A 20,204-nucleotide genomic window follows, 5' to 3' on the forward strand; every position below is an offset into this window, starting at 1 on the left:
GCTTAACGGCTCAGACGACGCATACGTTCAGATGGCGTAATAATGTCGGTGATACGCACGCCATATTTGTCGTTCACGACGACGACTTCGCCCTGCGCAATCAGGTAACCATTGATCAAGATATCCAGTGGTTCACCGGCCAGGCCATCCAGAGCCACCACGGAACCTTGCGTCAGGCGCAGCAGCTCTTTGATGGTCATCTTGGTGCGACCCAGTTCCACGGTGAGTTTGACCGGGATATCCATAATCAGATCGATGTCTTGCAGCGAGCCACTGGCACCGTTGCTTTCAAACGATTTGAAAACGTTCTCGGTTGGATCAGGCGTGCTGGTGGTTGCCTGCTCGTTCATTGCCTCAGCCCACAGGTCGTCCGCAGAAATATCATCGGACGGTTTTTTGCTGTCACTCATCGGGCTGTTCCTCGTTCAGCGAATTCAAAATCGGGTTAATCAGGTGTTCAACACGCAGCGCGTACTGGCCATTCATGGTGCCATATTGGCTGGTCAGCACGGGTACGCCATCGACGTGAGCAATGATGCGGTCCGGCTTCTCAATGGGCAGGACGTCACCAGGTTTCAGTTGCAAAATACGTGACAGGCGCATGGATGTTTCCGCGAAGTGGGCAATCAGCTCCAGCTCCGAGTGCTGCACCTGTTTCACCAGATTGTCGCGCCAGTGCGTATCTTCCTGACGGGAGTTTTCCAGTGGTGGATTGACCAGCAGCTCGCGCAGCGGCTCAATCATTGAAAACGGAATACAGATATTAAATTCACCCACCAGATTACCAATCTCGACCTGGAACGGGGTGTTGACAACGATATCGTTCGGCGAAGTGGTGATGTTGGTAAATTTCACCTGCATTTCCGAACGGACGTACTCAACATCCAGCGGGTAAATCGCTTTCCAGGCATCGCTGTAACCATCCAGTGCCAGCTTCAGCATGCGACGGATGACGCGTTGCTCGGTATGGGTAAATTCACGGCCTTCCACTTTGGTCGGGAAACGGCCATCACCACCAAACAGGTTATCTACGGCGATAAACACCAGACTCGGTGAAAATACCACCAGCGCAGTACCGCGCAGTGGTTTCAGGTGGATCAGGTTCAGGTTGGTCGGCACCGGTAAATTGCGGGCAAACTCATGGTAAGGCTGAATCTTGATCGCACCGACACTGATATCCGGGCTACGGCGCAGCAGGTTAAACAGCGCCATACGAAAATGACGGGCAAAACGCTCGTTAATGATCTCCAGCGCCTGCAGACGCTCGCGCACCACGCGACGCTGAGTATTAGGATCATAGGGACGGATATCGCCATCGGTCCCTTTGGAACTGTTCTCTACTTCCGCGCTGTCACTGTCGCCATTAAGCAGCGCGTCAATCTCAGCCTGGGAGAGAATGCTATCGCCCATTAAATCACCTCAAAATGAAGGCGGTAAACAGCACGTCACTGACAACCTGAGGTGGTTGATTTTTTACCAGCGGTGGTGCCAGCGCTTGTTTAATCTGATCAATCAAAGCCTGTTTGCCTTGTTCAGTTGCAAGCTGTGTAGCACTTTGGCGTGAGAGTAGTAACAGCAAACGGCTGCGCACCTCAGGCAGGTAATCATTCAACCGACGACGGGTCTCCTCATCCGGCAGACGCAGGGTAAAGCCTACGTACAACACACGGTCGGGATCGTTGTCAGTATTGACCAGGTTAACCGTAAACGTATCCATTGCAAAAAATACAGGGGCGACCGGTGGCTCAACTTTCGCCGCTTCCGGTTTGTCATCCCCGTGTTTATTCATCATTCGCCAGACTGCATAGCCTGCCACGCTGCAAGCGGCCAGCGTTACAATCAGTAACACCGGTATTAGTAGTGAACGTTTGCGGCCTTTAGCTTTCGCGTTATCAGACATGTTTGCAGTTACTTCCTGTGAATTATGGGCAAACCTCTCGGCTCGCCTGGACAGATTATCCCGCGTCTTAAGTCAAACAATGGGAAGAAAAGACGCGGGTTTTACGCTTACCTTCAGCGTTTAGCCGCTGTCAGGCAAAGATATCGACAGCGCCGTTACCTGTCGCGCGCGCCTGAAGGGCTGCCGGGACGGCAATAGGCGTTATCTCGTTTTCACTGTCCTGGGAGAGGGTAAAGCTGCCGTGCTGGCCATCACGACGTCCTTCCTGCTGGCCCTGATAATTCTGGCTTTGTGCGAAGGCGTCGCTGCTGACATTACTCTGTCCCAGGTTGATACCGCTCTCCGCCAGCGCTGTACGCAGCTGAGGGAGAGCCGCTTCCAGCGCGGCCCTCACTTGGCTGTGGCTGGAAACCATACTTAACTGCGCCTGATCCTTGTCGAGGGTCAGGTTGATCTGGATTGCACCCAAATCTTCGGGATGTAAGCGCAATTCGGCATTTTGCTGGCCGTTGCGACTGAACATCACGATTTGCTGGCTTAACGCCTGCTGCCACTCATTGCTGCCGAGTTGGGCATTCAGCATCGGCGTCGACGGAGTGGTGCTGGTCGTCGCCGTGCTGTTGGTCAGTGTGCTACTGCTGCTGACCGGGGCGCTGGTTAATGCTGTTACCGTGTCGCTCTGAGTATTACGATGTTCTTCCGGTTTGCTGAGCGTGCTCAGCACCTGCTTAAAGCTTTCATCCAGTGACAGTGCGCTGTTGCTGTTACTGCTGCTGGCCGTTGTGCTGGCGGCAGCGGCACTGCTACTGGCTGTCGTTGTACTGACATCACGGCTGACAGCGCTCAGCACATCGCTGGATTTCTTATGAGGCGTACTGTCGGACTGTGCCTCTTGTTCATCTTTCACGGCGTTCTGCAGCGTTCGGCTTAACAATGATCCGTTTAGCGTAGTCTCTGCATCGGCAGAGGTTTTATCCGTGCTGGCGCTGACGGCGCTCTGACTGTTTCGCGCTTCAACCGCAACCGGTAACATCGCGAACAGTGCCTGCACATTCTGTAAGTCGCTGGCACTTAACGAACTTGCTTCAGACTTGTCTTTATCATCGGCTGATTTCAGCGTGGCTTTAGTGTTTTCCGGTTGTAAAAGTGCGTTTAACGCCTCTGGTTTGTCCAGTGCCTGCAATAACGCGCTTAATGACGCTTTTGTGACGCCTTTTTCATCGACTTCTGCTGTCAGATCAGTCGATTGCGTGTTAACACCTTGTTGCTGAGCCAGCGTCAGTAAGCGGTTACCCAGTTCAGTGATAAATCCCTGTGGCAGCGCATCTGTACCCAGTAAATTGTCCGATGCAACAGCACTGTCTGCATCGCTGACTTTAGAGGTTTGCGTAACCATAGTTGGCAGCGTAATCATTCGCCTCTCCTCATAGCGGCCCGTTGGGCAAATTCATCCATCCGTTTCTGATCGAGACGGTTTTCTTGTCGTAATGCGTTTTCGGCAGCGCGAGTGATCAGTGTTTGATACGCATTCAATCGCTTATGCTTTTCTTGCCAGCTGCTCAGCGCCTGATCCAGACGTTGATTCCACTGATTCAGCTGTTGCCGATGCTGTTCAATGGCTTTCTCCAGCGTCTGAATAAACTGGTGGTAATTGGTCCAGCGCAGGCTGGAAATACCGCCTGACATATCGGTGTTGAGCTTATTGCGGTACTCATCCTGATAGTCGAGCAGCATGGTGAGCTGCTCATCCGCCTGCTTTACGCCACGGCGCATGTCACCTAAATGAATCACGGCCTGTTCCAAATCCTGCTCCGCCATATCGCGCAGCTTATCGATAGCACTGGCAGTTTTCATGGCTTACCTCGCTTGGGCTCGCGCTAGCCGAACATGGCCTGCAGGTGCAGACTGGCGTCGTCATAGTCGCTGCGTTCGAAAATACCCTGTTGCAGGAAGGCTTCCATCTCCGGGTAAAGCTTGATGGCTTTATCGAGCATCGGATCGCTTCCAGCGGCATACGCGCCTACACTCACCAGATCGCGGTTGCGCTGGAAACTGGAGAGCAGTTGTTTAAATTGACGCACCCGCGCGTAGTGGGTGTCATCAATTAACGCGGTCATCGCACGACTGATTGAGGCTTCAATATCAATCGCCGGATAGTGACCGGCTTCGGCCAGACGGCGCGACAATACAATGTGACCATCAAGAATGGCGCGCGCCGAGTCGGCAATCGGGTCTTGCTGATCGTCACCTTCGGTAAGCACGGTATAGAAAGCCGTAATCGAACCGCCGCCGTGGGTGCCGTTACCGGCGCGTTCCACCAGGGCGGGGAGCTTCGCGAACACGGAAGGCGGATAACCTTTGGTGGCCGGTGGCTCGCCAATCGCCAAGGCGATTTCACGCTGCGCCATGGCGTAGCGGGTGAGGGAGTCCATGATCAGCAGCACGTGCTGGCCGCGATCGCGAAAATCTTCCGCGATGCGTGTCGCATACGCGGCACCCTGCATACGCAGCAGCGGCGAAACGTCAGCCGGTGCGGCGATCACCACCGAGCGTGCACGGCCTTCTGCGCCGAGGATGTTCTCAATGAATTCTTTGACTTCACGGCCACGTTCACCGATCAGGCCAACCACAATCACATCGGCTTTGGTATAACGCGCCATCATGCCAAGTAACACCGACTTACCGACGCCGGAACCCGCAAACAGGCCCATACGCTGACCCCGTCCGACAGTCAGCAGGGCGTTGATCGCCCGTACGCCGGTATCCAGTACATCGTGGATTGGCGTACGTTGCAGTGGGTTAAACGGGGCGGTGATCAATGGCGCACGATAGCCGGTGTCCGGGGCAGGTAAACCATCCAGCGGTTTGCCTGCGCCATCCAGCACGCGGCCGAGCAGTTCTGGCCCAAGCAACAGCTGTTTACCGCCTTGTGCGTTGTCACCGCTAAAACGGGCATAAACGCGCGCACCCGGCAAAATGCCGTCCACTTCTTCCAGCGGCATCATCAACAGTTTCTGACCGTTGAAACCCACCACTTCACTTTCCACTTCAGTGATGTTGTTGCCGTCGTGACGTTCGATGATGCAGGTCGCACCGAGCGGCAGTTGCAGCCCGGTGGCCTCCAGTACTAAACCGGTAGCACGGGTCAGACGGCCATAGCGGCGCACGGTTTGCACCTGCGAAATACGATCCTCGAAGGCATCGAGTGCGCCAAGCCAGCGGGAAAGACGCGACGAGGTCATTACAAGGTCCCCGGTGCGGCCAGACGGCACAGTTCCTGCCAGCGGGTTGCCACGCTGGCATCGAGATCACCATCTTCGGCGCTGAGTTTACAGCCGCCGGGATGCAGTGAATTATCGGCCAGCAGTTTCCAGCCGTGCAGATCCAGCGTCGGGCCCAGTGTCTGCTCAATGCGCTGTAAATCATCAGGATGCACGCGCAGCTGCGGTTTGCCGCTGAACATGGGTTCTTGTTGAATCAGCTGCTGAATCTGGCGCAGCAGGGCGGTGCCATCCACTTGTGTGGCCTGGCCAATGACCGTGCGCGCCGCTTCCAAGGCCAGCTGCATCAGACGTGAGGCGATGACGCTATCCAGCGCTTCCAGCGTGTGATGGAACTCGGTGACTAACTGCTGCATGCGCGCCTGTAAGGGCGCCTGCTGCTGTTGGGCATCGGCGAGTCCCTGCTGGAAACCGGCGTCGTAACCGTTCTGCTGTGACTCGGCAAAACCCTTTTGATAGCCCTCGCTGTAACCTTGCGTCTGTGCATCTTTGCGCATCTGCTGTTGCATGCGCTCCAGCATCTGCTGTTGCTCAGCTTCGGCACTCATTTCGACATCCACAGCCGGCTCTTCCTGCGGCAGTTCTTCCGCCACTTTGAAGGTGCTGCCTAAATCATCAGGCTGCCAGCGCTGCCACGCACGGGCGGAAAAGGCATCAGACATAAGTTTCCTCGCCACCACCAATTACCATTTCGCCGGATTCTGCCAGGCGACGGACCACCAGCAGGATCGCTTTCTGTTCGTTCTCCACGGCCGACATACGCACCGGACCACGGTTGGCCAGATCGTCGCGCAGGATATCGGCTGCACGCGCTGACATGTTCTTGAGGAACTTCTCGCGCAGCGGCTGTTCGGCACCTTTCAGGGCGATCAGCAACTGTTCGGACTCCACTTCCTGCAGCAGACGCTGGATGCTGCGATCGTCCACTTCCACCAGGTTTTCGAACAGGAACATCTCGTCGATGATCTTCTGTGCCAGCTCGCCGTCGAAGTCGCGTACCGCTTCGATAACCGCTTCTTCCTGCTGCGTTTTCATCAGGTTGATAATTTCGGCTGCGGTTCTCACGCCACCCATCTTCGCACGCTTGAGGTTGGTGCCATCCAGCAGACCGTTCAGGACTTCGGTCAGTTCTGCCAGCGCCGCTGGCTGTACACCGCCGAAGGTGGCAATACGCAGCATCACGTCGTGACGCAGGCGTTCGTCGAACAGCGCCAGAATATCTGCGGCCTGGCCACGTTTGAGGTGCACCAGGATGGTGGCGATAATCTGCGGATGCTCGTCGCGGATAAGGTCGGCCGCTGCCTGAGGTTCCATAAAGTTGAGTGTTTCCATGCCGCTGGTGGTCTCGTTTTTCTCGAGAATATCTTCCAGCAGGCTGGAGGCGCGCTCCTCGCCCAAAGCTTTCACCAGCACCGAACGCAGGTAGTCATTGGAGTTGAGGCTCAGCGCAGCAAACTGCTCGGCATCCGCCTCAAACTCGCGCAGCACTTCGGTTAGCTGCTTGTGCGACACCTGACGCATTCCCGCCATCGCGGCGCTCAGGTGCTGCACTTCACGCTGGTTGAGGTGTTTGAATACCTCGGCCGCACGTTCTTCGCCAATGGTCATCATCAGAATGGCGCTTTTTTCAGTACCGGTCAGACTCATAGTTCTTTACTCATCCATTCGCGGATAACCAGCGCTACAACGCGCGGATCGTTTTCAGACATATCGCGGATGCGTTGGCTCATCACCTCGGCGCTCATGCGGTTATTTGATTTACGCTCTTGATCCAGCTCATCTTTGCTGAGCTGCACGCTGTAAGCTTCCTCAGATTCCAGCGCTTCCGCACGCGCTGCCGCTGCTTCTGCTGCCGCTTGCTCCTGCGCTTTCTTACGCATCAGCTGTGGACGCACCAGCTTGCGATACAGGATGAAGGCAACCAGCGCCACCAGCAGCCAGCGACCGCCGCTCATCAACATGTCGAAGAAGGCTTGCGACTGCCAGAACGGCAGGTCACCGCCAGTCGGCTCAGTGATGTTGAACTGCGAGTTCACCACGTTGACGCTGTCGCCACGATTCTGCGAGTAGCCCATCGCTTCACGGGTCAGGTCTTCAATCTGTTTGATCTGCTGATCGTTCAGTGCAACGGCTTTGCCTTTGCCGTCATCACGGTAGTTCACCACCACGGCCACCGACAGACGCTGCACATCGCCCACATTGACCTTGGTGTGGCGAATGGTGCGGTCCAGTTCGTAGTTCACGGTGTCGTTACGGCTTGAGCTGCTCGGGCCGCTGCTTTGCTGCGTGCTGGTTGTGGTGCCGTTATTGTTTGCCGCGTTGTTCTGGCCATTCGCATTCTGGCCGTTGGCATTTTGCTGCTGCGGATTGTTAACCGGTGCAGTATTCGCAGGGGCAGGTTGATTCGACAACGCACCCGGCACGCCACCTGGGTACGGGCTGCCATTCTGCTGGTTGGTATTAGTCTGACGCGAGCGAATCGCCGTGCTATTCGGATCGGCGTTCGGTTTGTACTTCTCGTCGGTTTGTTCGCTGCGGTCAAAGTTGATCTGCGCTGTCACCTGCGCATGCACATTGCCCTGGCCAACGATCGGATTCAGGATGGCTTCGATACGCTGCTGATAACGCGCTTCCACTTCAGACGCGTACTTCAGCTGTGCATCATTCAGGTCACGACCTTCGCTGTCAGAACGGGTCAGCAGACGACCGGCCTGATCCACCACGGTCACGTTACCAGGCGGCAGACCGGCGACGCTGCTCGACACCATATGCTGAATGGCCTGAATCTGGCCTTCATCGAGTGCGCGACCCGGTTGCAGGTTCAATGTCACGGAGGCCGAAGGCGCTTTCTGCTCACGCACGAACAGCGTAGGTTTTGGCATCGCCAGATGCACGCGCGCGCTCTTGACCGGGCCGAGCGTTTCAATGGTGCGGGCCAGCTCACCTTCCAGCGCACGCTGGTAGTTGATCTGCTCGCTAAACTGGCTGATGCCGAACTTCTCTTTGTCCATCAGCTCAAAGCCAACAGAGCCACCTTTCGGCAGCCCCTGTTGCGCCAGGCGCAGACGCAGTTCATGTACCTTATCGGCAGGCACCATCAAGGCACCGCCGTTTTCGGCGAACTGGTAAGGAATGTTCATTTGCGTTAGCTGGGTAACAATCGCGCCGCCATCTTCATCGGAGAGGTTGTTATAAAGCACGCGATAGTCAGGGGCTTTAGCCCACAGCACCAAGGCAAAAACCACTGCGATAGCGGCAGCGGCAGCAACAATGATTGGAATTCGCGGATTGGCGCGCAGGCGAGCCAGAAGGTCATTGAAACCTTTCTTTGCGGTATCTTGTGTGGCGGCTGCACTCGCATTCATGACCGATTCCTGCCTGACATAATTGACCGGGTTAGTTGTGGTGACAAAACAGACTCCCTGAAGCAACGTCTTAAATGAAATTCCAATCTTATGGCTGGCATTATTGATGAATCGGGTCACTTCGATGGCTGGATAAGCTGGGTTTTTTACGTTTATTTAGCGCCTTTGTCCTATTGACAGTGTGTTAACTTTTGCAGCGTGAAAATTTAAACCCTTCTTTAATGAGGTACAGGCAATGTCGATTCAGGCAATTGATGGTGTGTTGCAGCAGCTGCAGTTAACGTCGTTACAGGCCAGCGGCAAGCAGGCCGAGTCAACCAATCAGGTAGATTTTAGTGCCACCATGAAAGCAGCACTGGATAAGATCAGCGACACGCAAACCGCCGCGCGCACCCAGGCACAGGATTTTGAAATGGGCAAACCGGGCATCCAGTTAAACGATGTGATGGTCGATCTGCAGAAATCCTCCATTTCCATGCAAATGGGGATTCAGGTGCGTAACAAACTGGTATCGGCGTACACCGATATCATGAATATGCAGGTGTAGTGGCTGCAAAGATTGTTGCGGTGTCAGGCGGGAAAGCATTTATCTTTTTCAGTAACACCGGCATGATGCTGGCCTGACACACAGCGTATATCGAGAAGAGGATTCTCACGTGAAGCCCACCCTGCTGCTGTTGATGGCAACGATCATGCTATCCGGCTGTGATAATAAAAATGCGGACTTTGCACCGCAGATGAAAAATTACGCTTACCTCTATCAGTTCGAAGCTATTCCCGGCAAAGTCAAAAGCACGCATCAGCGCCTGTTTAGCGCCGACGACACGCCAATCTTTGATGTCGATATCGCCTTCGATGGGCAAGGCTGCATTGCCCATGTGAAATCCATTGATAAAGCCGGAGAGATCACCGAAGTGACGCGGGAAGGCGATAAACTGACTGGCACAGAGAACGGTCAGGATGTGGTCGTCACGCTGAATAAGCAGTGCGCGGTAATAAAAAAAGTCACTCCTAGCATGACGGTGGATATTGGCTATAACGATCAGGGTTGGGTTGATCAAATCTCCTCTCCCGCCTCCGATGTTAAATTCCATCTGACCTACAATAACGTCGGTGATATGACGCTGTTGAGTATTAAGAAGGGCGATGAGGAAGTGTCACGCGCCAGTGCCAAACATGATACGGACGCAAAAAAGATATCCGATGTGGTGACGACGGTGCAAAGAAACGAGCAAAGCAAGACGGTTACCACGCAATGCCAGTATAAGAATGATGTTCCTTTCCGTTGCGATACCGTAACCACTGATGCCGAAGGGCAAGTCACGGACAGGCAGTACGGCACCATTGATGTCACCTATTATTGATGCCTGATTAAGCCGCGAATGCGGCTTTTTTTATGCCGTTAATATCGGTGTCGATAAGCGAAGCGCTAAATAAAACAATCACTTACTGATCAATTGCGCGCTCGATATGCTAAAGTGTGGGCCTTAGGTAAGCATTCGTCAGAGCAGGGAACTCGGTGTGCAACATGCGCATCACGCGAGGCGTTGAGGAGTGTTGAGTAAGTGCTGCAGCAACAAGAAGCGTGTAAGAATGAAAGAAGGTTATTACTGGGTTAGAGATAAAGATAACCCACCAGAAGTCTGGCGATATATAAAGCAATTTGGCTGGTACCGTCCCTGCGTTGCCGTGCCCATCACCTTAAGTTCTTTTAAGTTGATGAACTACCAGGTCATCAGCGATCGATTATTACCACCGGGTTACTTCCCGCTTTAAATGCAAAAACCGCCGGTTAAAGGCGGTTTTTTTATTCTCTCTAACCGTTCGCTATTTGATTTCCGGCCAGGCGATAGCCGGGAAACCATTTAACTGCGGACGCGCGAACAGATACCCCTGGAACTGGCTAATGCCTGCCGCTTCCAGCCACATCCACTCCTCGGCTTTCTCCACGCCCTCTGCAATCACCGCAATCTCCAGCGAGTTACAGCACTTAATGATGGCATGCAAAATGGCCTGTTTAGGACCGCTTTTATGCACATCGCTAATCAGCTCACGATCAATCTTAATCTTGTCCGGCTGGAATCTTGATAACAGTGACAGGCCAGCAAAGCCCGCACCAAAATCATCCAGGGCCAGACTGATACCCGCCGATTTTAGTTTGCGCACCTGTGCCGCAAACTCATCGGTGCGCGAGATGATCTCATTTTCTGTGACTTCAACAATCACCTGCTCGGGGACCAAACCATTGGCTTCAATCTGCGTCAGCAGAAAATCCACCGCATCAGGAACCGTGACCAGGGACATTGGCAGCAAGTTGATGGAGATACTGTGTTCGCCAATACCTAACTTTTTCGCCAGTTCGAACGCCAGTTTTTTAGACTGAATATCCGCATGATAAACAGCCTCGCCACCGAAGGCAGAAAAGTATTCGCCTGGCGAACCGCCATTCGGGGTACGGATTAACGCCTCATACGATGCCACGCGGCGTGCGAACGGATCGATAATCGGCTGAAAGGCGAAGTGGCACTCTTTCAGTGAGTCAATGACTTCATCCTGAAGGGTACGAGATGGCTCATCCGCAATAAATTCCCAGGTGCTGGCTGCGGGGATTTCAAAATAGTTCTCTTTATCACGGGCGATAACAAAGGTTCGCAGGAACTGCAACGCGCGATCATCGTAGGTCAGTTGATAGCGAGAGGTGCCTTTGTCTAACACGGCTTGCAGCACCATGGATTTATCATGCTCGCGTAAATCAAACAGCTCCATACCCACTTTGCCAAAGCGGCGAGCGGGAGCAAAGTCATGCATCAACTCCACCAGATTGTGGTGGCGGGCGTCCAGGCAAATGCGATCATAAATACCCTGCACAGCGTCACGGGGCCCTTCAAGTAACTGGAAGAAGTGCAGTCCATCAAATAGCAGAATGCCTGTGACATCGTGCGAGCTGTTTTTGTTATTCGCTTTCGCCACCATGTCTTCAAGGGTTTTGATAGGAACATGATCATGGAGGTGACTGCGATAAATGATGGTGGTGAGCATAGCGATTGTCCGAACAACTTTTTTATTGTGGCGTCTACATTAGCAGGCCTGGGGCGGGGGCTGTCCACCAATACAGACTCGAATCGTAAAGTATTTTCCAATTAACGAGTTAACCGAAACGGCTAGCGAAACGGCGTCAAATCGAATTGTTAATTAATTGCTCCGGGGGAGTATTTACGATAAATAATTTCGATTGAATGGATAAATAAAAAGCGTATCTTGACCCTCGTTAACCAGAGGTGAGCATAATGTTACGCGACTATTTAAAGATTGATGATAGCGACCGTTTAGTTGAACAGAGCGTATTAAGACTCAACAACCGCGGTCAGGAAGATGTCACTGAATGGCATATTGTAAGCGTAGACGGCAAGCAAAAAGGCAGCGTGACGCTGTTCGATAAGCTCTGCAACCGCCGCTCATATTGTGTTAACTATCGCATTACGCAGAAGGATGTGCACGGGAGGGTTGTCGTCGATCATTTGACCGACGTTTTGTAATAATTGCCGTAGTTTTGCTGGTTTTGACCCGCTCATAGGCGGGTTTTTTGCATTCTCTTATCTGGCGCGATAGCGGCGCATTTCCATCATAGTTCCAATTAATTCAATCCTTTTCTCCGACGATGCATGCACAGGAAAATCGTCATTCAACGGCCGCAACGAGAAAATTTGCTCGTCATGCTGTTCGGCCATCAGGCGATAAATACGTATCAGAACCTCGCCATTGATGTGTGCCAGCACCACATCACCCGGTTGTGGATTAACGGCAGGATCGAATATCAGTGTGTCGCCGGGTCGGTAGTCAGGTTGCATGGCGGTATCCTCCAGGGTGATCGCCAACGCCGATTCACTCAGTCTGCTATCGCTGTAGAGAAAGCGGGTCGCCTGCTGCTGAATCAATAAGCGTTGCTCCTGCATCCACGCAGCCGCTTGCGCCAGAGTGATCAACGGCAGAGCACTGACACCACTGACGTTAAGCGGGGCGGCAAACACCTCGCCCTCGCCATCAATTATCCATGCTGCCGTACATTGCAGCAGTTCTGCCAGCCGCAACAGGTTCTCGCCGCGCGGAACGGTCTCATCTTTTTCCCATTGTGAAACAGCGACATGTGACACGCCAATGCCACTTGCCACCACTAACTGCGTGAGCTTCAGCGCTTTACGACGGCTGCGAATGCGTTCACCTGCAGATTCTTTTTTCATCATCTTGACAACTCTGTTGGGTTTTACTTAAGTATACTTAAATTCATTAATTAAAGTAAACTTAAATTCTGGTGTTGGCCGCGCAACTGGCAAGGGCGGACAACATGTTCTTCAGGCGGCTCCCTTGCCAGTGAAGAGAGGTGAGGCATGGAAAGTAGTTTGGTGACTAGCGTCGGTGCGCTGCTTCTCGGTGGCGGTGCGGCAGCTGTGTTCTGGAAACCCTTAATGGCCGGCATCGCGGCCATCGTCACCAGCAATCGCGCCGGCGGCGAGATCATCACCAGCTACAAAGAGCAGGTGATGCTTCTCAAAGAGAGCCACGCGCTGATGCGCCAGGAGAACGATGACCTGCGTATTCGCCACGACAAGAATCTGCGGCGCATCTCTTCGCTGGAGACCGATCTACGGCTGATTAAGAACGCGCTGGGCATTCTGTTAGCCACCACGGAATCTGATCACAGCGATAAATTCCGCAGTCAGATCAATCAACTGATCACCACCTTAGAGGAGAGTCGCGATGGTGCAGATAAACAGTGAATTTTCAGTACGCGGCCATCGGCGTCAGCTGCTGCTTGGCGGTCTGCTGCTGATGCTGTCGCTACTGTGTGCGGCAATGACCATTATGTTCGTTTTCGTGAATAACAGCGCCAACCGGCGGGTGGAGGATATCCGACAGCAGTATCGTGCGATCTCTGATCGCCGGGAAGCGCGGGTGGCGGAATTGACCAGCCAACTGGTGACATTGCAGAAAAAACTCGATGGCTTGCCGGACCGCACCGCTAACAAGACAGCGGACAAAGTGAAGCAGGTTGTGGGGGAAGACGCGCCACCCGAATCGACGCATTAAGGAGGCCAGGATGAGTATTACCGAGCGGATTGCAGCCAGCTTCGGCCGACTGTGGTCTTTATTAAGCAAGAAGGAGAAAATCATGAGCGACCAAACTGTAATCGAAAATAGTGCAGCAACGGCAACACCGGATGCCAGCACGCTGTCACCGTTAGAGAGTTTTGCGAATGAGGTGGCGGTGCCGGTGGCAAGCAGTGCGCCCGCTGCGGATGCCTCAACGGCAGCCTTTAGCAGCGCGGCAGGGCAGGAAGCCACAACGCCAGCGATAAGCAGTGCGCCAGCACCTGACGTCTCAGTGCCCGCCGAGAGCAATGCGCCAGCTCCGGACGTTTCATTGTCTACAGCAAGCAGCGTGCCCGCGCCGGACACCTCAACGCCAGCCGCGAACGCTGGCAGCGGGGCTCAAGCTGCGGCGGCTACGGATGCGACGGATCTTACCCAGCAGTTGGCCACGCCTGATCCCCTGGCAAACGGTTCTGCCAGCGCCGGGCCGTCATCGGCTTCTACCCTCGGGGATCTCGCTGGGCAGCCTGTCGTGGGAGTGAGTACGGATGCTGTCAGTCAGGACATCAACGCCAGCGTGAAGGACTTCACTCAGGCATTTAACTTTGTCGAAAGTGGGGTTGAGAAGTTAGGTGTGGCGGCAAAGGATGAGTTGATCGCCCTGGCGCGCAAGTATCTATAGTCCTCAGGCGGCCTTCGGGTCGCCTTTTCATCTTCCGATTATTCTTAATGCGGTCTCGCTATTTTCTACTAACTTTAAACATTCAAACGTTATTTAAACGGGTTTAATTAGCGAAAAGGAAGATAGCATGAGTGATACAGAGGCAATCAAAACCAAAACTGACTACCTGCGTGATGTCACCTCCCAGTTAAAAGAGATGCGTCACTATGCGCAGACCAATACTGAGACGCTATCCAGCCACTGGTTGGCATTTGATGCAGGCGAGTACAAAGACAAAGAGTATGCGGGACGTTTTGACACGCTGCTCAACAAGCAGGGACAGCTGTTAGATGATATTGAGTTGGCGATTCAGGATTTAGAGATCGCCATCAATCACAGCGAGCAAGAAAGCTAAGTTCCCCCACGCTGGTGGCTTAATCGGCCACCAGCCACATGTCTGCTTCATCGAACATCTCTTCGACAATACGTGCCACCGTCGCTTTATCATTCTTACTCAGATCGGTATCAATGGCGTTTCGCTCCATTGGCTTGACGCGTACCTCGATCTCAGGAAATACGCGTTGCACGCGCTTCTCCAATTCCTGCAATATCATCTCACGTGCGCCTGGTAAACCGGCGACGTTGCGCTTATCGTAAATCAGCTCCACAAACATCAGGGCAGTCCATTCTTCAAAGAGGGTGCGTCATATTACTGTAAATAAAAACAGTGGCAAGGCTCGAAGCCCTATAGGTAAGAATATTTTTCTATCTGAGATACAGTTAGCGGGATTTGCACTGATACTCAACAGCGTTACAAAGCGAATTGGCTTTTTTAGGGGGTAAACATGCGTCAACTGGTGATCGATATTTTGTTGAAAATGGCAAAAATGGATACGGAAGCAAAAGAGTTGGTGGCGCAGGTTGAGGCACAGTCATTACTGATTGCGGCCTTATTGATTCAGGCGAAGCAGGATAATAACTTAACGATCAGCGACACCGTTCAGGATGCCATTTTGACCGCATCGCGTGCCGGGCAGCAATTTTTACAGTCAGATGTGGATCTGCTGCTGACGCACATCAATCGTCTATTGGCGGTGGCAAGTTATGTGGAAGTGAAAGGGATTGAGCGCGAGGGGTAAGCAAAAAAATACTACCTCTGGAGGGGAAATCCAGCAACTCCTCCAGAGGCGGCGCAATAGCACCTTCGTTCAAGGACAATCTACGACCGAAGCCGTCAGATACAAGTTATACAACTTATTCAGGATTGTACAACTTTTTCCTTGCCGATTTGTGTGGTTGGAGGTGTGTTTGAGATAATTTAGGGCCGCTGCGCTTAAAGTTCGTTCTTAATGCAAAACTCTTCCCACGTCATGCCGAGCGCTTCCGCATGGGATTTCAGGTAAGTTTCAATGGCTTCAGCAGCAACCGCTTTATCAGGCTCTGCCAGTTGAATGGAAAACAGCATGCCATCCAGCTTTTTCTGGCGTAAGAATGCGGCATAGATGCGCTCAGCGTGCCACTCGCGCAGTTGGCGCAGTGACAAGTTGGCCGCGCGCGCATCGCTCTCGGTCAGTTCATCCAGCGCGGCTTGAAAATCGGCGTGCGCGGCAAAAAACATCGTGCGGGCCTGGGCGTAATACTCTTCTGGGGTTTTCATGCGAATTTCCTGCTTATCGATTTGCGCGCTAGTGTAACGTGCGCGAAGTGTCTTGTCAGGCTCAGCCGGGTTTTCGCCGAGATTCCTTGCGTAACTTACGCGAAAAATTATAACGTAGCCGCCATTGAGGCGAGTGTAGGGACCAGGAATGAAAAAGTGGATGGTATTGGCCGCGCTGGGCTTGAGCGGATGTGCGCAAATCAGCAATTACGATGAAGCGGTAAAAACCCCGGCACCAGTGGAATTGCAAGGTAACTGGCAGACTGTCGGACCGCAGAGCAAGTTGATCAGTGGCCAGGCGATGGGCAGCCTGATCATCGGTGCAGAAGGCGACACGCTGGACTGCCGCCAGTGGCAGCGCGTAATTGCCAAGCCAGGCAAGTTAACCCGCCTGAGCGATGAGTGGGTCAACGTGACGCGTCAGGTGCGCGTGATGCCGCTGACGCTGGAGAACGGTGAACTGCGTTATGACGGCTTGCGCATGCGTAAGGTCGACCAACCCACTGTTGAGTGCCAGCAGGCGCTGAAAGAAGTGGCGAAGCGTCCGAAGGATGCGGTGATTCAGGATATTCAGCCGCAGATTATGGAGCCGGTGTCGGTCCCTGCGCAGAAGTGATTTTGTGAGCACAGTTCCAAATAAAAACGGGTGAGCATCAGCTCACCCGTTTCTTATTTAGCCCGCCGTAAATTAATTCTGTGGCAGATAGACATTGCCTTGCTTGCCGTACGCGCTCATCACCGACTTTTGCATCGATGACTGGCCGACCAGACGTCTCAATTCGTCCATACGCATTTGCAGCAGACGTTTAACTTCGCTTTCATTATCCAGGATGTGACGTAAAACCGGACGTAACTGATCCTGCATCTGATTCGATGGCGGTGTAGATTCAGTTGTTTGTGCCAGCCTTTGCACCGCACTGACGTAGTCCATTTCTTTTATGATTAAATCATCCCATTCGCCATCTGCTGCCAGTCGCAGCATTCCCTGGCTGAGATCGAGTAACTGTTGGTAAATGGTCATCAGTTGCGGTGTCATTGTCATAGTAAACAGCATCCCAAATTATTGAGGTTGTACAACTTCTTTCCAGGCATCAGCAATGTTGCGCAGTAAACTTTCTACTTCTTCTACTGCTGCTAAATCACTATGCACATTTGCGCTGATTAGGCGGCGTACCATGTAGTCATAGAGTGAGTGAAGATTGTCAGCAAGCTCATCATCCTCATGCCCAACTAGCCCTTGTTTCAAACCGTTTTCGATAATATTGATGGCTTTTGACAGGGACATGCCGCGGCCTTCGACATTTCCTTCCTGCATAAATAAACGCGCGCGGATTAAGGCGCTTAACGCGCCATCAAATAGCATCACTACCAGTTGGTTCTGGCTGGCGCTCATTACCGCACTCTCAACGCCAAGACGCGCGTAAGCAGTGGCACCTGACTGGTTGTACATAATGTAACTCCTTAACTGCTGCTACTACTGCTGCTTGATGAGCTGAACTGTTGTGTCAGGTAAGACGAGGTCGCGTTCAGCGATGACATCAGCGTATCCAGCTGTGTAAACTGTGTCTTATAGCGTGCCATGGTGGCATCAATCTGTTCCTGCATTTTGTCGTAGCGATCGCTCAGCTCCGAGATTTGCGTATTAAAACCATCAGTAGCGGTTTTAATGATGCCTTCTTTGCCCGTAGTGGTGCTCAGCATGGTACTGAGGGTGCTGCTCATCTGAGTAGCAAGGCCAGTTTTTTCACCGTCGCCGATAAAGAATTGCGTGACCGCTGCTGAATTATTGGTTAATGCCGCCGTCAGTTTGGTGTCATCCACTACCAGGCTACCTGTGACACCGGAGCTGGAGACGGAAGGGTCAATGGTAATACCCATTTGTGCCAGAATCGCGATACTACCGTCGCTTTGCGCCGAGGTTAGCAGGCTGCTGAGACGGTTTGAAACCGTGCGCACGGTGTTATCACCCAGCAGCGCACCGTTCGATGTAGACTGGTCTGCACCGGCATCGACGGCAGTATATTTCGTGACGCTGGCGACAACCGAACGCACTTTGTTATAGGCCGTCACGAAACTGTTGATGGCGGTCTTAACAGAATCAACGGATTTATCCACCACCAGATTTTCAGCGCTGGATGAAGTCGATTTCAGCGTGAGGGTGACGCCACCAAGTGCGTCATCAATGGTATTGCTGCTGCTTTCAACGTCAATGCCATTGATTGATAGTTTGGCATTCGCCGAAGCCGTCTGGACGGATAATGCGCCAGTACCCGTACTGCTATCGTAACCAATGGCACTTTGCAGCGTGTCATCACCATCCACGCTGAGAGTAATGTCATTATCCGTGCCAGTCTCTTTCGAGCTGAGCAGCAAACGATAGCTGCCATCACTGCCTTTAATCGTGGTAGCAGAAACGTTCGCACCACTGTTATTGATGGCCTTAACGACGTTAGTCAGCGAAGTCTCACTGTCGGACAGCGTAATTTTGACCGGATCGCCACTGCCTTGAGAGATGGTAATGGTACGTGTTGAGCCGGTGGTGCTGCCTAGTTTCGTGGCATCGGTAATCGCCCCAGAAATCAGAGTTTGCGCTGCCGCAACCTGATCAACTTTTACGCTATAGGTTCCCGCCACAGCGCCGCTTGCCGTGGTGGCACTGAAAGCGGTGTTAGTACTGGATACCGCAGTAGCATTTAACGTATCGGTTTTCTTTAACGCATCCGTAGCCGTTTGCAGTGCCGCCAAAGCGCTCTGTAATTGACCAATCGCCGTGATCTTGCTCTGCACAGTGGTTTGCTGTGTAGTGATGGTGGTGAGTTTTGAGTTCTCAGCCGTTTCTAAATTGTCATATAAGGTACTAAGGTCCAGTCCCGAACCCACACCCAGATTACTGATCGATGCCATGACACGTTCCTCGAACGATTAAATGTTCTGGTTTTATCGGCAAGATGGAGCAGAAGTTTACGCCTGTTTTTTTCGCTTAATTGGTCGAGTTGCCCCTATAACTCTTCTTGTTTCTATCGATTGATAAAAAAGATGCCTGCAGAAAAGATCTCTATATATAAGGAAGAACATGAAGGATGCCAGCGCGGTTGCTGAATAAGGGTTATAGGTGACTGAAAGGAGTAAACTTCGGGTATGCAGGAATAACAGTCAGCTCAATGTTTTTTCATCTTATTGTTTTGTAAGGTTTATATATTATTTATTCTTTTTTTCTAAAGCCTTTGAAAACCCTGCCGATACCCTTTTTGACTGCGAGATACGCCTCAGCGTGTTTCAAGAAACCCAAACTTGATTAAGGACTGTTATCATGGCCGTTATTAATACTAACATCTCTTCACTGATTACCCAGAACAACCTGAACAAATCTCAGTCCCAGCTGAGCACCGCTATCGAGCGCCTGTCTTCAGGTCTGCGTATCAACAGCGCGAAAGACGACGCTGCTGGCCAGGCAATTGCAAACCGTATGACCGCACAGGTTAAAGGTCTGACTCAGGCTTCACGTAACGCCAACGACGGTATCTCACTGGCGCAGACCACTGAAGGCGCACTGAACGAGATAAACACCAACTTGCAGCGTATTCGTGAGCTGACTGTTCAGGCTAACAACGGCACCAACTCCGGTGATGACCTGGTATCAATCAACAACGAAATCGTTGACCGCGTTAAAGAAATCAACCGCGTATCTGCACAGACCAGCTTCAACGGCATCAAGGTATTGACTTCTGGACAGACTCTGAACATCCAGGTTGGCGCGAAAGACAACGAAACTATCGGCATTTCACTGAAGAAAATTGATTCTTCAACTCTGTTCGCTGGTGTTTCTGGCCTGAGCGGTATTTCTGAAACCTCAACCGGTGCTGCTACTGGTGGTATCCTGGCTTCTTACACCGCAGCATCTGGCGCGACTGCAGCTACTGCAACTGTTACTTCAGGTCTGTTGGCTTCAATCGATAAAGCCATCTCTGATGTTGACTCACTGCGTTCTTCACTGGGTGCGAGCCAGAACCGCTTCGAATCAACGGTTAACAACCTGAACAGCACAGTGACTAACATTACTGCAGCTAAAAGCCGTATCGAAGACGCTGATTACGCGACCGAAGTCTCTAATATGAGCCGTGCGCAGATTCTGCAGCAGGCGGGTACTTCAGTGCTGTCTAAATCTAACCAGACTCCACAGAACGTACTGTCACTCCTGCAGTAAATCTAAACGCTCAATCCGCTTAAATAGCGCTAAAAATAACGGGTATTA

General features: G+C 52.5%; 27 protein-coding genes. 11 read left to right on the plus strand and 16 right to left on the minus strand.

Annotated elements, in window-relative coordinates:
- Positions 1 to 2 precede the first annotated feature (2 nt).
- The 9 genes from fliN to fliF form a co-directional block, all read right to left on the minus strand.
- Positions 3 to 410, minus strand: coding sequence for a flagellar motor switch protein FliN (fliN, locus tag FD737_RS04085; RefSeq protein ID WP_034824445.1), 408 nt, complete (start codon positions 408 to 410; stop codon positions 3 to 5).
- Positions 403 to 1,410, minus strand: a complete 1,008-nt coding sequence (fliM, locus tag FD737_RS04090) for a flagellar motor switch protein FliM (RefSeq protein ID WP_034824442.1) — start codon at positions 1,408 to 1,410, stop codon at positions 403 to 405. Before fliM ends, fliN begins: the two co-directional genes overlap by 8 nt.
- Positions 1,411 to 1,414: 4 nt before the next feature.
- Positions 1,415 to 1,900 carry a flagellar basal body-associated protein FliL gene (gene fliL / locus FD737_RS04095; RefSeq protein ID WP_160832786.1) on the minus strand — a complete coding sequence of 162 codons (486 nt, stop codon included), beginning with the start codon at positions 1,898 to 1,900 and terminating at the stop codon, positions 1,415 to 1,417.
- 130 nt (positions 1,901 to 2,030) lie between these two features.
- On the minus strand, positions 2,031 to 3,314 hold the full coding sequence (locus tag FD737_RS04100; protein ID WP_160832787.1) for a flagellar hook-length control protein FliK: 1,284 nt from the start codon (positions 3,312 to 3,314) through the stop codon (positions 2,031 to 2,033).
- Complete coding sequence (gene fliJ / locus FD737_RS04105; protein WP_038646338.1) at positions 3,311 to 3,754, minus strand: flagellar export protein FliJ; 444 nt, start codon at positions 3,752 to 3,754, stop codon at positions 3,311 to 3,313. The genes FD737_RS04100 and fliJ overlap by 4 nt, the downstream gene beginning before the upstream one ends.
- 23 nt (positions 3,755 to 3,777) lie before the next feature.
- Complete coding sequence (gene fliI / locus FD737_RS04110) at positions 3,778 to 5,142, minus strand: flagellar protein export ATPase FliI (RefSeq protein WP_045815130.1); 1,365 nt, start codon at positions 5,140 to 5,142, stop codon at positions 3,778 to 3,780.
- Complete coding sequence (gene fliH, locus FD737_RS04115) at positions 5,142 to 5,843, minus strand: flagellar assembly protein FliH (protein WP_034824427.1); 702 nt, start codon at positions 5,841 to 5,843, stop codon at positions 5,142 to 5,144. The genes fliI and fliH overlap by 1 nt, the downstream gene beginning before the upstream one ends.
- The gene (gene fliG, locus FD737_RS04120) at positions 5,836 to 6,828 is read right to left on the minus strand and encodes a flagellar motor switch protein FliG (RefSeq protein WP_034824425.1); all 993 of its coding nucleotides are present in this window, start codon (positions 6,826 to 6,828) and stop codon (positions 5,836 to 5,838) included. The genes fliH and fliG overlap by 8 nt, the downstream gene beginning before the upstream one ends.
- Complete coding sequence (gene fliF / locus FD737_RS04125) at positions 6,825 to 8,546, minus strand: flagellar basal-body MS-ring/collar protein FliF (RefSeq protein ID WP_097116795.1); 1,722 nt, start codon at positions 8,544 to 8,546, stop codon at positions 6,825 to 6,827. The genes fliG and fliF overlap by 4 nt, the downstream gene beginning before the upstream one ends.
- A gap of 235 nt (positions 8,547 to 8,781) precedes the next feature.
- Here fliF and fliE point away from each other — a divergent pair, with 235 nt between their 5' ends.
- From fliE to FD737_RS04140, 3 genes are all read left to right on the plus strand, one after another.
- Positions 8,782 to 9,093 (plus strand): flagellar hook-basal body complex protein FliE, encoded by a 312-nt coding sequence (gene fliE / locus FD737_RS04130; RefSeq protein WP_160832788.1) that lies wholly within the window; start codon positions 8,782 to 8,784, stop codon positions 9,091 to 9,093.
- A gap of 109 nt (positions 9,094 to 9,202) precedes the next feature.
- Positions 9,203 to 9,910: a YnfC family lipoprotein gene (locus FD737_RS04135; RefSeq protein WP_160832789.1), complete on the plus strand. Its 708-nt coding sequence runs from the start codon at positions 9,203 to 9,205 to the stop codon at positions 9,908 to 9,910.
- A 229-nt stretch (positions 9,911 to 10,139) separates the two neighbouring features.
- Positions 10,140 to 10,322: a hypothetical protein gene (locus FD737_RS04140; protein WP_045815127.1), complete on the plus strand. Its 183-nt coding sequence runs from the start codon at positions 10,140 to 10,142 to the stop codon at positions 10,320 to 10,322.
- A 51-nt stretch (positions 10,323 to 10,373) separates the two neighbouring features.
- On the opposite strand, the gene FD737_RS04145 is transcribed toward FD737_RS04140, so the two are convergent.
- Positions 10,374 to 11,585: a diguanylate phosphodiesterase gene (locus tag FD737_RS04145; protein ID WP_097116797.1), complete on the minus strand. Its 1,212-nt coding sequence runs from the start codon at positions 11,583 to 11,585 to the stop codon at positions 10,374 to 10,376.
- A 248-nt stretch (positions 11,586 to 11,833) separates the two neighbouring features.
- Between FD737_RS04145 and FD737_RS04150 the strand changes: the two genes are divergently transcribed.
- Positions 11,834 to 12,082: a hypothetical protein gene (locus tag FD737_RS04150; protein WP_038646357.1), complete on the plus strand. Its 249-nt coding sequence runs from the start codon at positions 11,834 to 11,836 to the stop codon at positions 12,080 to 12,082.
- A 57-nt stretch (positions 12,083 to 12,139) separates the two neighbouring features.
- Here the strand turns inward: FD737_RS04150 and FD737_RS04155 are convergent, their stop codons facing one another.
- Entirely contained in the window at positions 12,140 to 12,787 is a 648-nt protein-coding gene (locus FD737_RS04155; RefSeq protein ID WP_160832790.1) for a helix-turn-helix domain-containing protein, read from the minus strand.
- 144 nt (positions 12,788 to 12,931) lie between these two features.
- Here FD737_RS04155 and FD737_RS04160 point away from each other — a divergent pair, with 144 nt between their 5' ends.
- The 4 genes from FD737_RS04160 to FD737_RS04175 all read left to right on the plus strand — a co-directional run bounded on the left by FD737_RS04160 (position 12,932) and on the right by FD737_RS04175 (position 14,710).
- Positions 12,932 to 13,321, plus strand: coding sequence for a hypothetical protein (locus FD737_RS04160; RefSeq protein ID WP_034824400.1), 390 nt, complete (start codon positions 12,932 to 12,934; stop codon positions 13,319 to 13,321).
- Positions 13,302 to 13,631 (plus strand): hypothetical protein, encoded by a 330-nt coding sequence (locus tag FD737_RS04165; RefSeq protein WP_097116800.1) that lies wholly within the window; start codon positions 13,302 to 13,304, stop codon positions 13,629 to 13,631. Before FD737_RS04160 ends, FD737_RS04165 begins: the two co-directional genes overlap by 20 nt.
- 82 nt (positions 13,632 to 13,713) lie before the next feature.
- A complete protein-coding gene (locus FD737_RS04170) occupies positions 13,714 to 14,316 on the plus strand; it encodes a hypothetical protein (protein ID WP_160832791.1) in 603 nt (200 codons plus the stop codon).
- Positions 14,317 to 14,443: 127 nt separating this feature from the next.
- A complete protein-coding gene (locus FD737_RS04175) occupies positions 14,444 to 14,710 on the plus strand; it encodes a hypothetical protein (protein ID WP_034824391.1) in 267 nt (88 codons plus the stop codon).
- Between the two features lie 19 nt (positions 14,711 to 14,729).
- Here the strand turns inward: FD737_RS04175 and FD737_RS04180 are convergent, their stop codons facing one another.
- Complete coding sequence (locus FD737_RS04180; RefSeq protein WP_160832792.1) at positions 14,730 to 14,969, minus strand: DinI-like family protein; 240 nt, start codon at positions 14,967 to 14,969, stop codon at positions 14,730 to 14,732.
- A gap of 171 nt (positions 14,970 to 15,140) precedes the next feature.
- On the opposite strand from FD737_RS04180, the gene iraP reads away from it, so the two are divergent.
- Positions 15,141 to 15,434: an anti-adapter protein IraP gene (iraP, locus tag FD737_RS04185; protein ID WP_058959875.1), complete on the plus strand. Its 294-nt coding sequence runs from the start codon at positions 15,141 to 15,143 to the stop codon at positions 15,432 to 15,434.
- Positions 15,435 to 15,628: 194 nt separating this feature from the next.
- Here iraP and FD737_RS04190 read toward each other — a convergent pair whose 3' ends face one another.
- Positions 15,629 to 15,952, minus strand: coding sequence for a DUF6388 family protein (locus FD737_RS04190; RefSeq protein ID WP_034824381.1), 324 nt, complete (start codon positions 15,950 to 15,952; stop codon positions 15,629 to 15,631).
- 148 nt (positions 15,953 to 16,100) lie between these two features.
- On the opposite strand from FD737_RS04190, the gene yedD reads away from it, so the two are divergent.
- Positions 16,101 to 16,568 (plus strand): lipoprotein YedD, encoded by a 468-nt coding sequence (gene yedD / locus FD737_RS04195; RefSeq protein WP_058959874.1) that lies wholly within the window; start codon positions 16,101 to 16,103, stop codon positions 16,566 to 16,568.
- A gap of 72 nt (positions 16,569 to 16,640) precedes the next feature.
- Here yedD and fliT read toward each other — a convergent pair whose 3' ends face one another.
- From fliT to fliD, 3 genes are read right to left on the minus strand one after another with little or no spacing between them, the layout of a single operon-like run.
- On the minus strand, positions 16,641 to 16,994 hold the full coding sequence (gene fliT, locus FD737_RS04200; RefSeq protein ID WP_097117245.1) for a flagella biosynthesis regulatory protein FliT: 354 nt from the start codon (positions 16,992 to 16,994) through the stop codon (positions 16,641 to 16,643).
- Between the two features lie 18 nt (positions 16,995 to 17,012).
- Positions 17,013 to 17,402, minus strand: coding sequence for a flagellar export chaperone FliS (gene fliS / locus FD737_RS04205; RefSeq protein WP_160832793.1), 390 nt, complete (start codon positions 17,400 to 17,402; stop codon positions 17,013 to 17,015).
- An 11-nt stretch (positions 17,403 to 17,413) separates the two neighbouring features.
- On the minus strand, positions 17,414 to 18,856 hold the full coding sequence (gene fliD / locus FD737_RS04210) for a flagellar filament capping protein FliD (protein ID WP_097116804.1): 1,443 nt from the start codon (positions 18,854 to 18,856) through the stop codon (positions 17,414 to 17,416).
- A gap of 406 nt (positions 18,857 to 19,262) precedes the next feature.
- Here fliD and FD737_RS04215 point away from each other — a divergent pair, with 406 nt between their 5' ends.
- A complete protein-coding gene (locus FD737_RS04215) occupies positions 19,263 to 20,156 on the plus strand; it encodes a flagellin (RefSeq protein ID WP_202404457.1) in 894 nt (297 codons plus the stop codon).
- Positions 20,157 to 20,204: the final 48 nt, after the last annotated feature.

Origin of the sequence: Pantoea sp. Seng, assembly GCF_009829935.1 — a bacterium.
Classification (GTDB): Bacteria; Pseudomonadota; Gammaproteobacteria; order Enterobacterales; family Enterobacteriaceae; genus Pantoea; species Pantoea communis.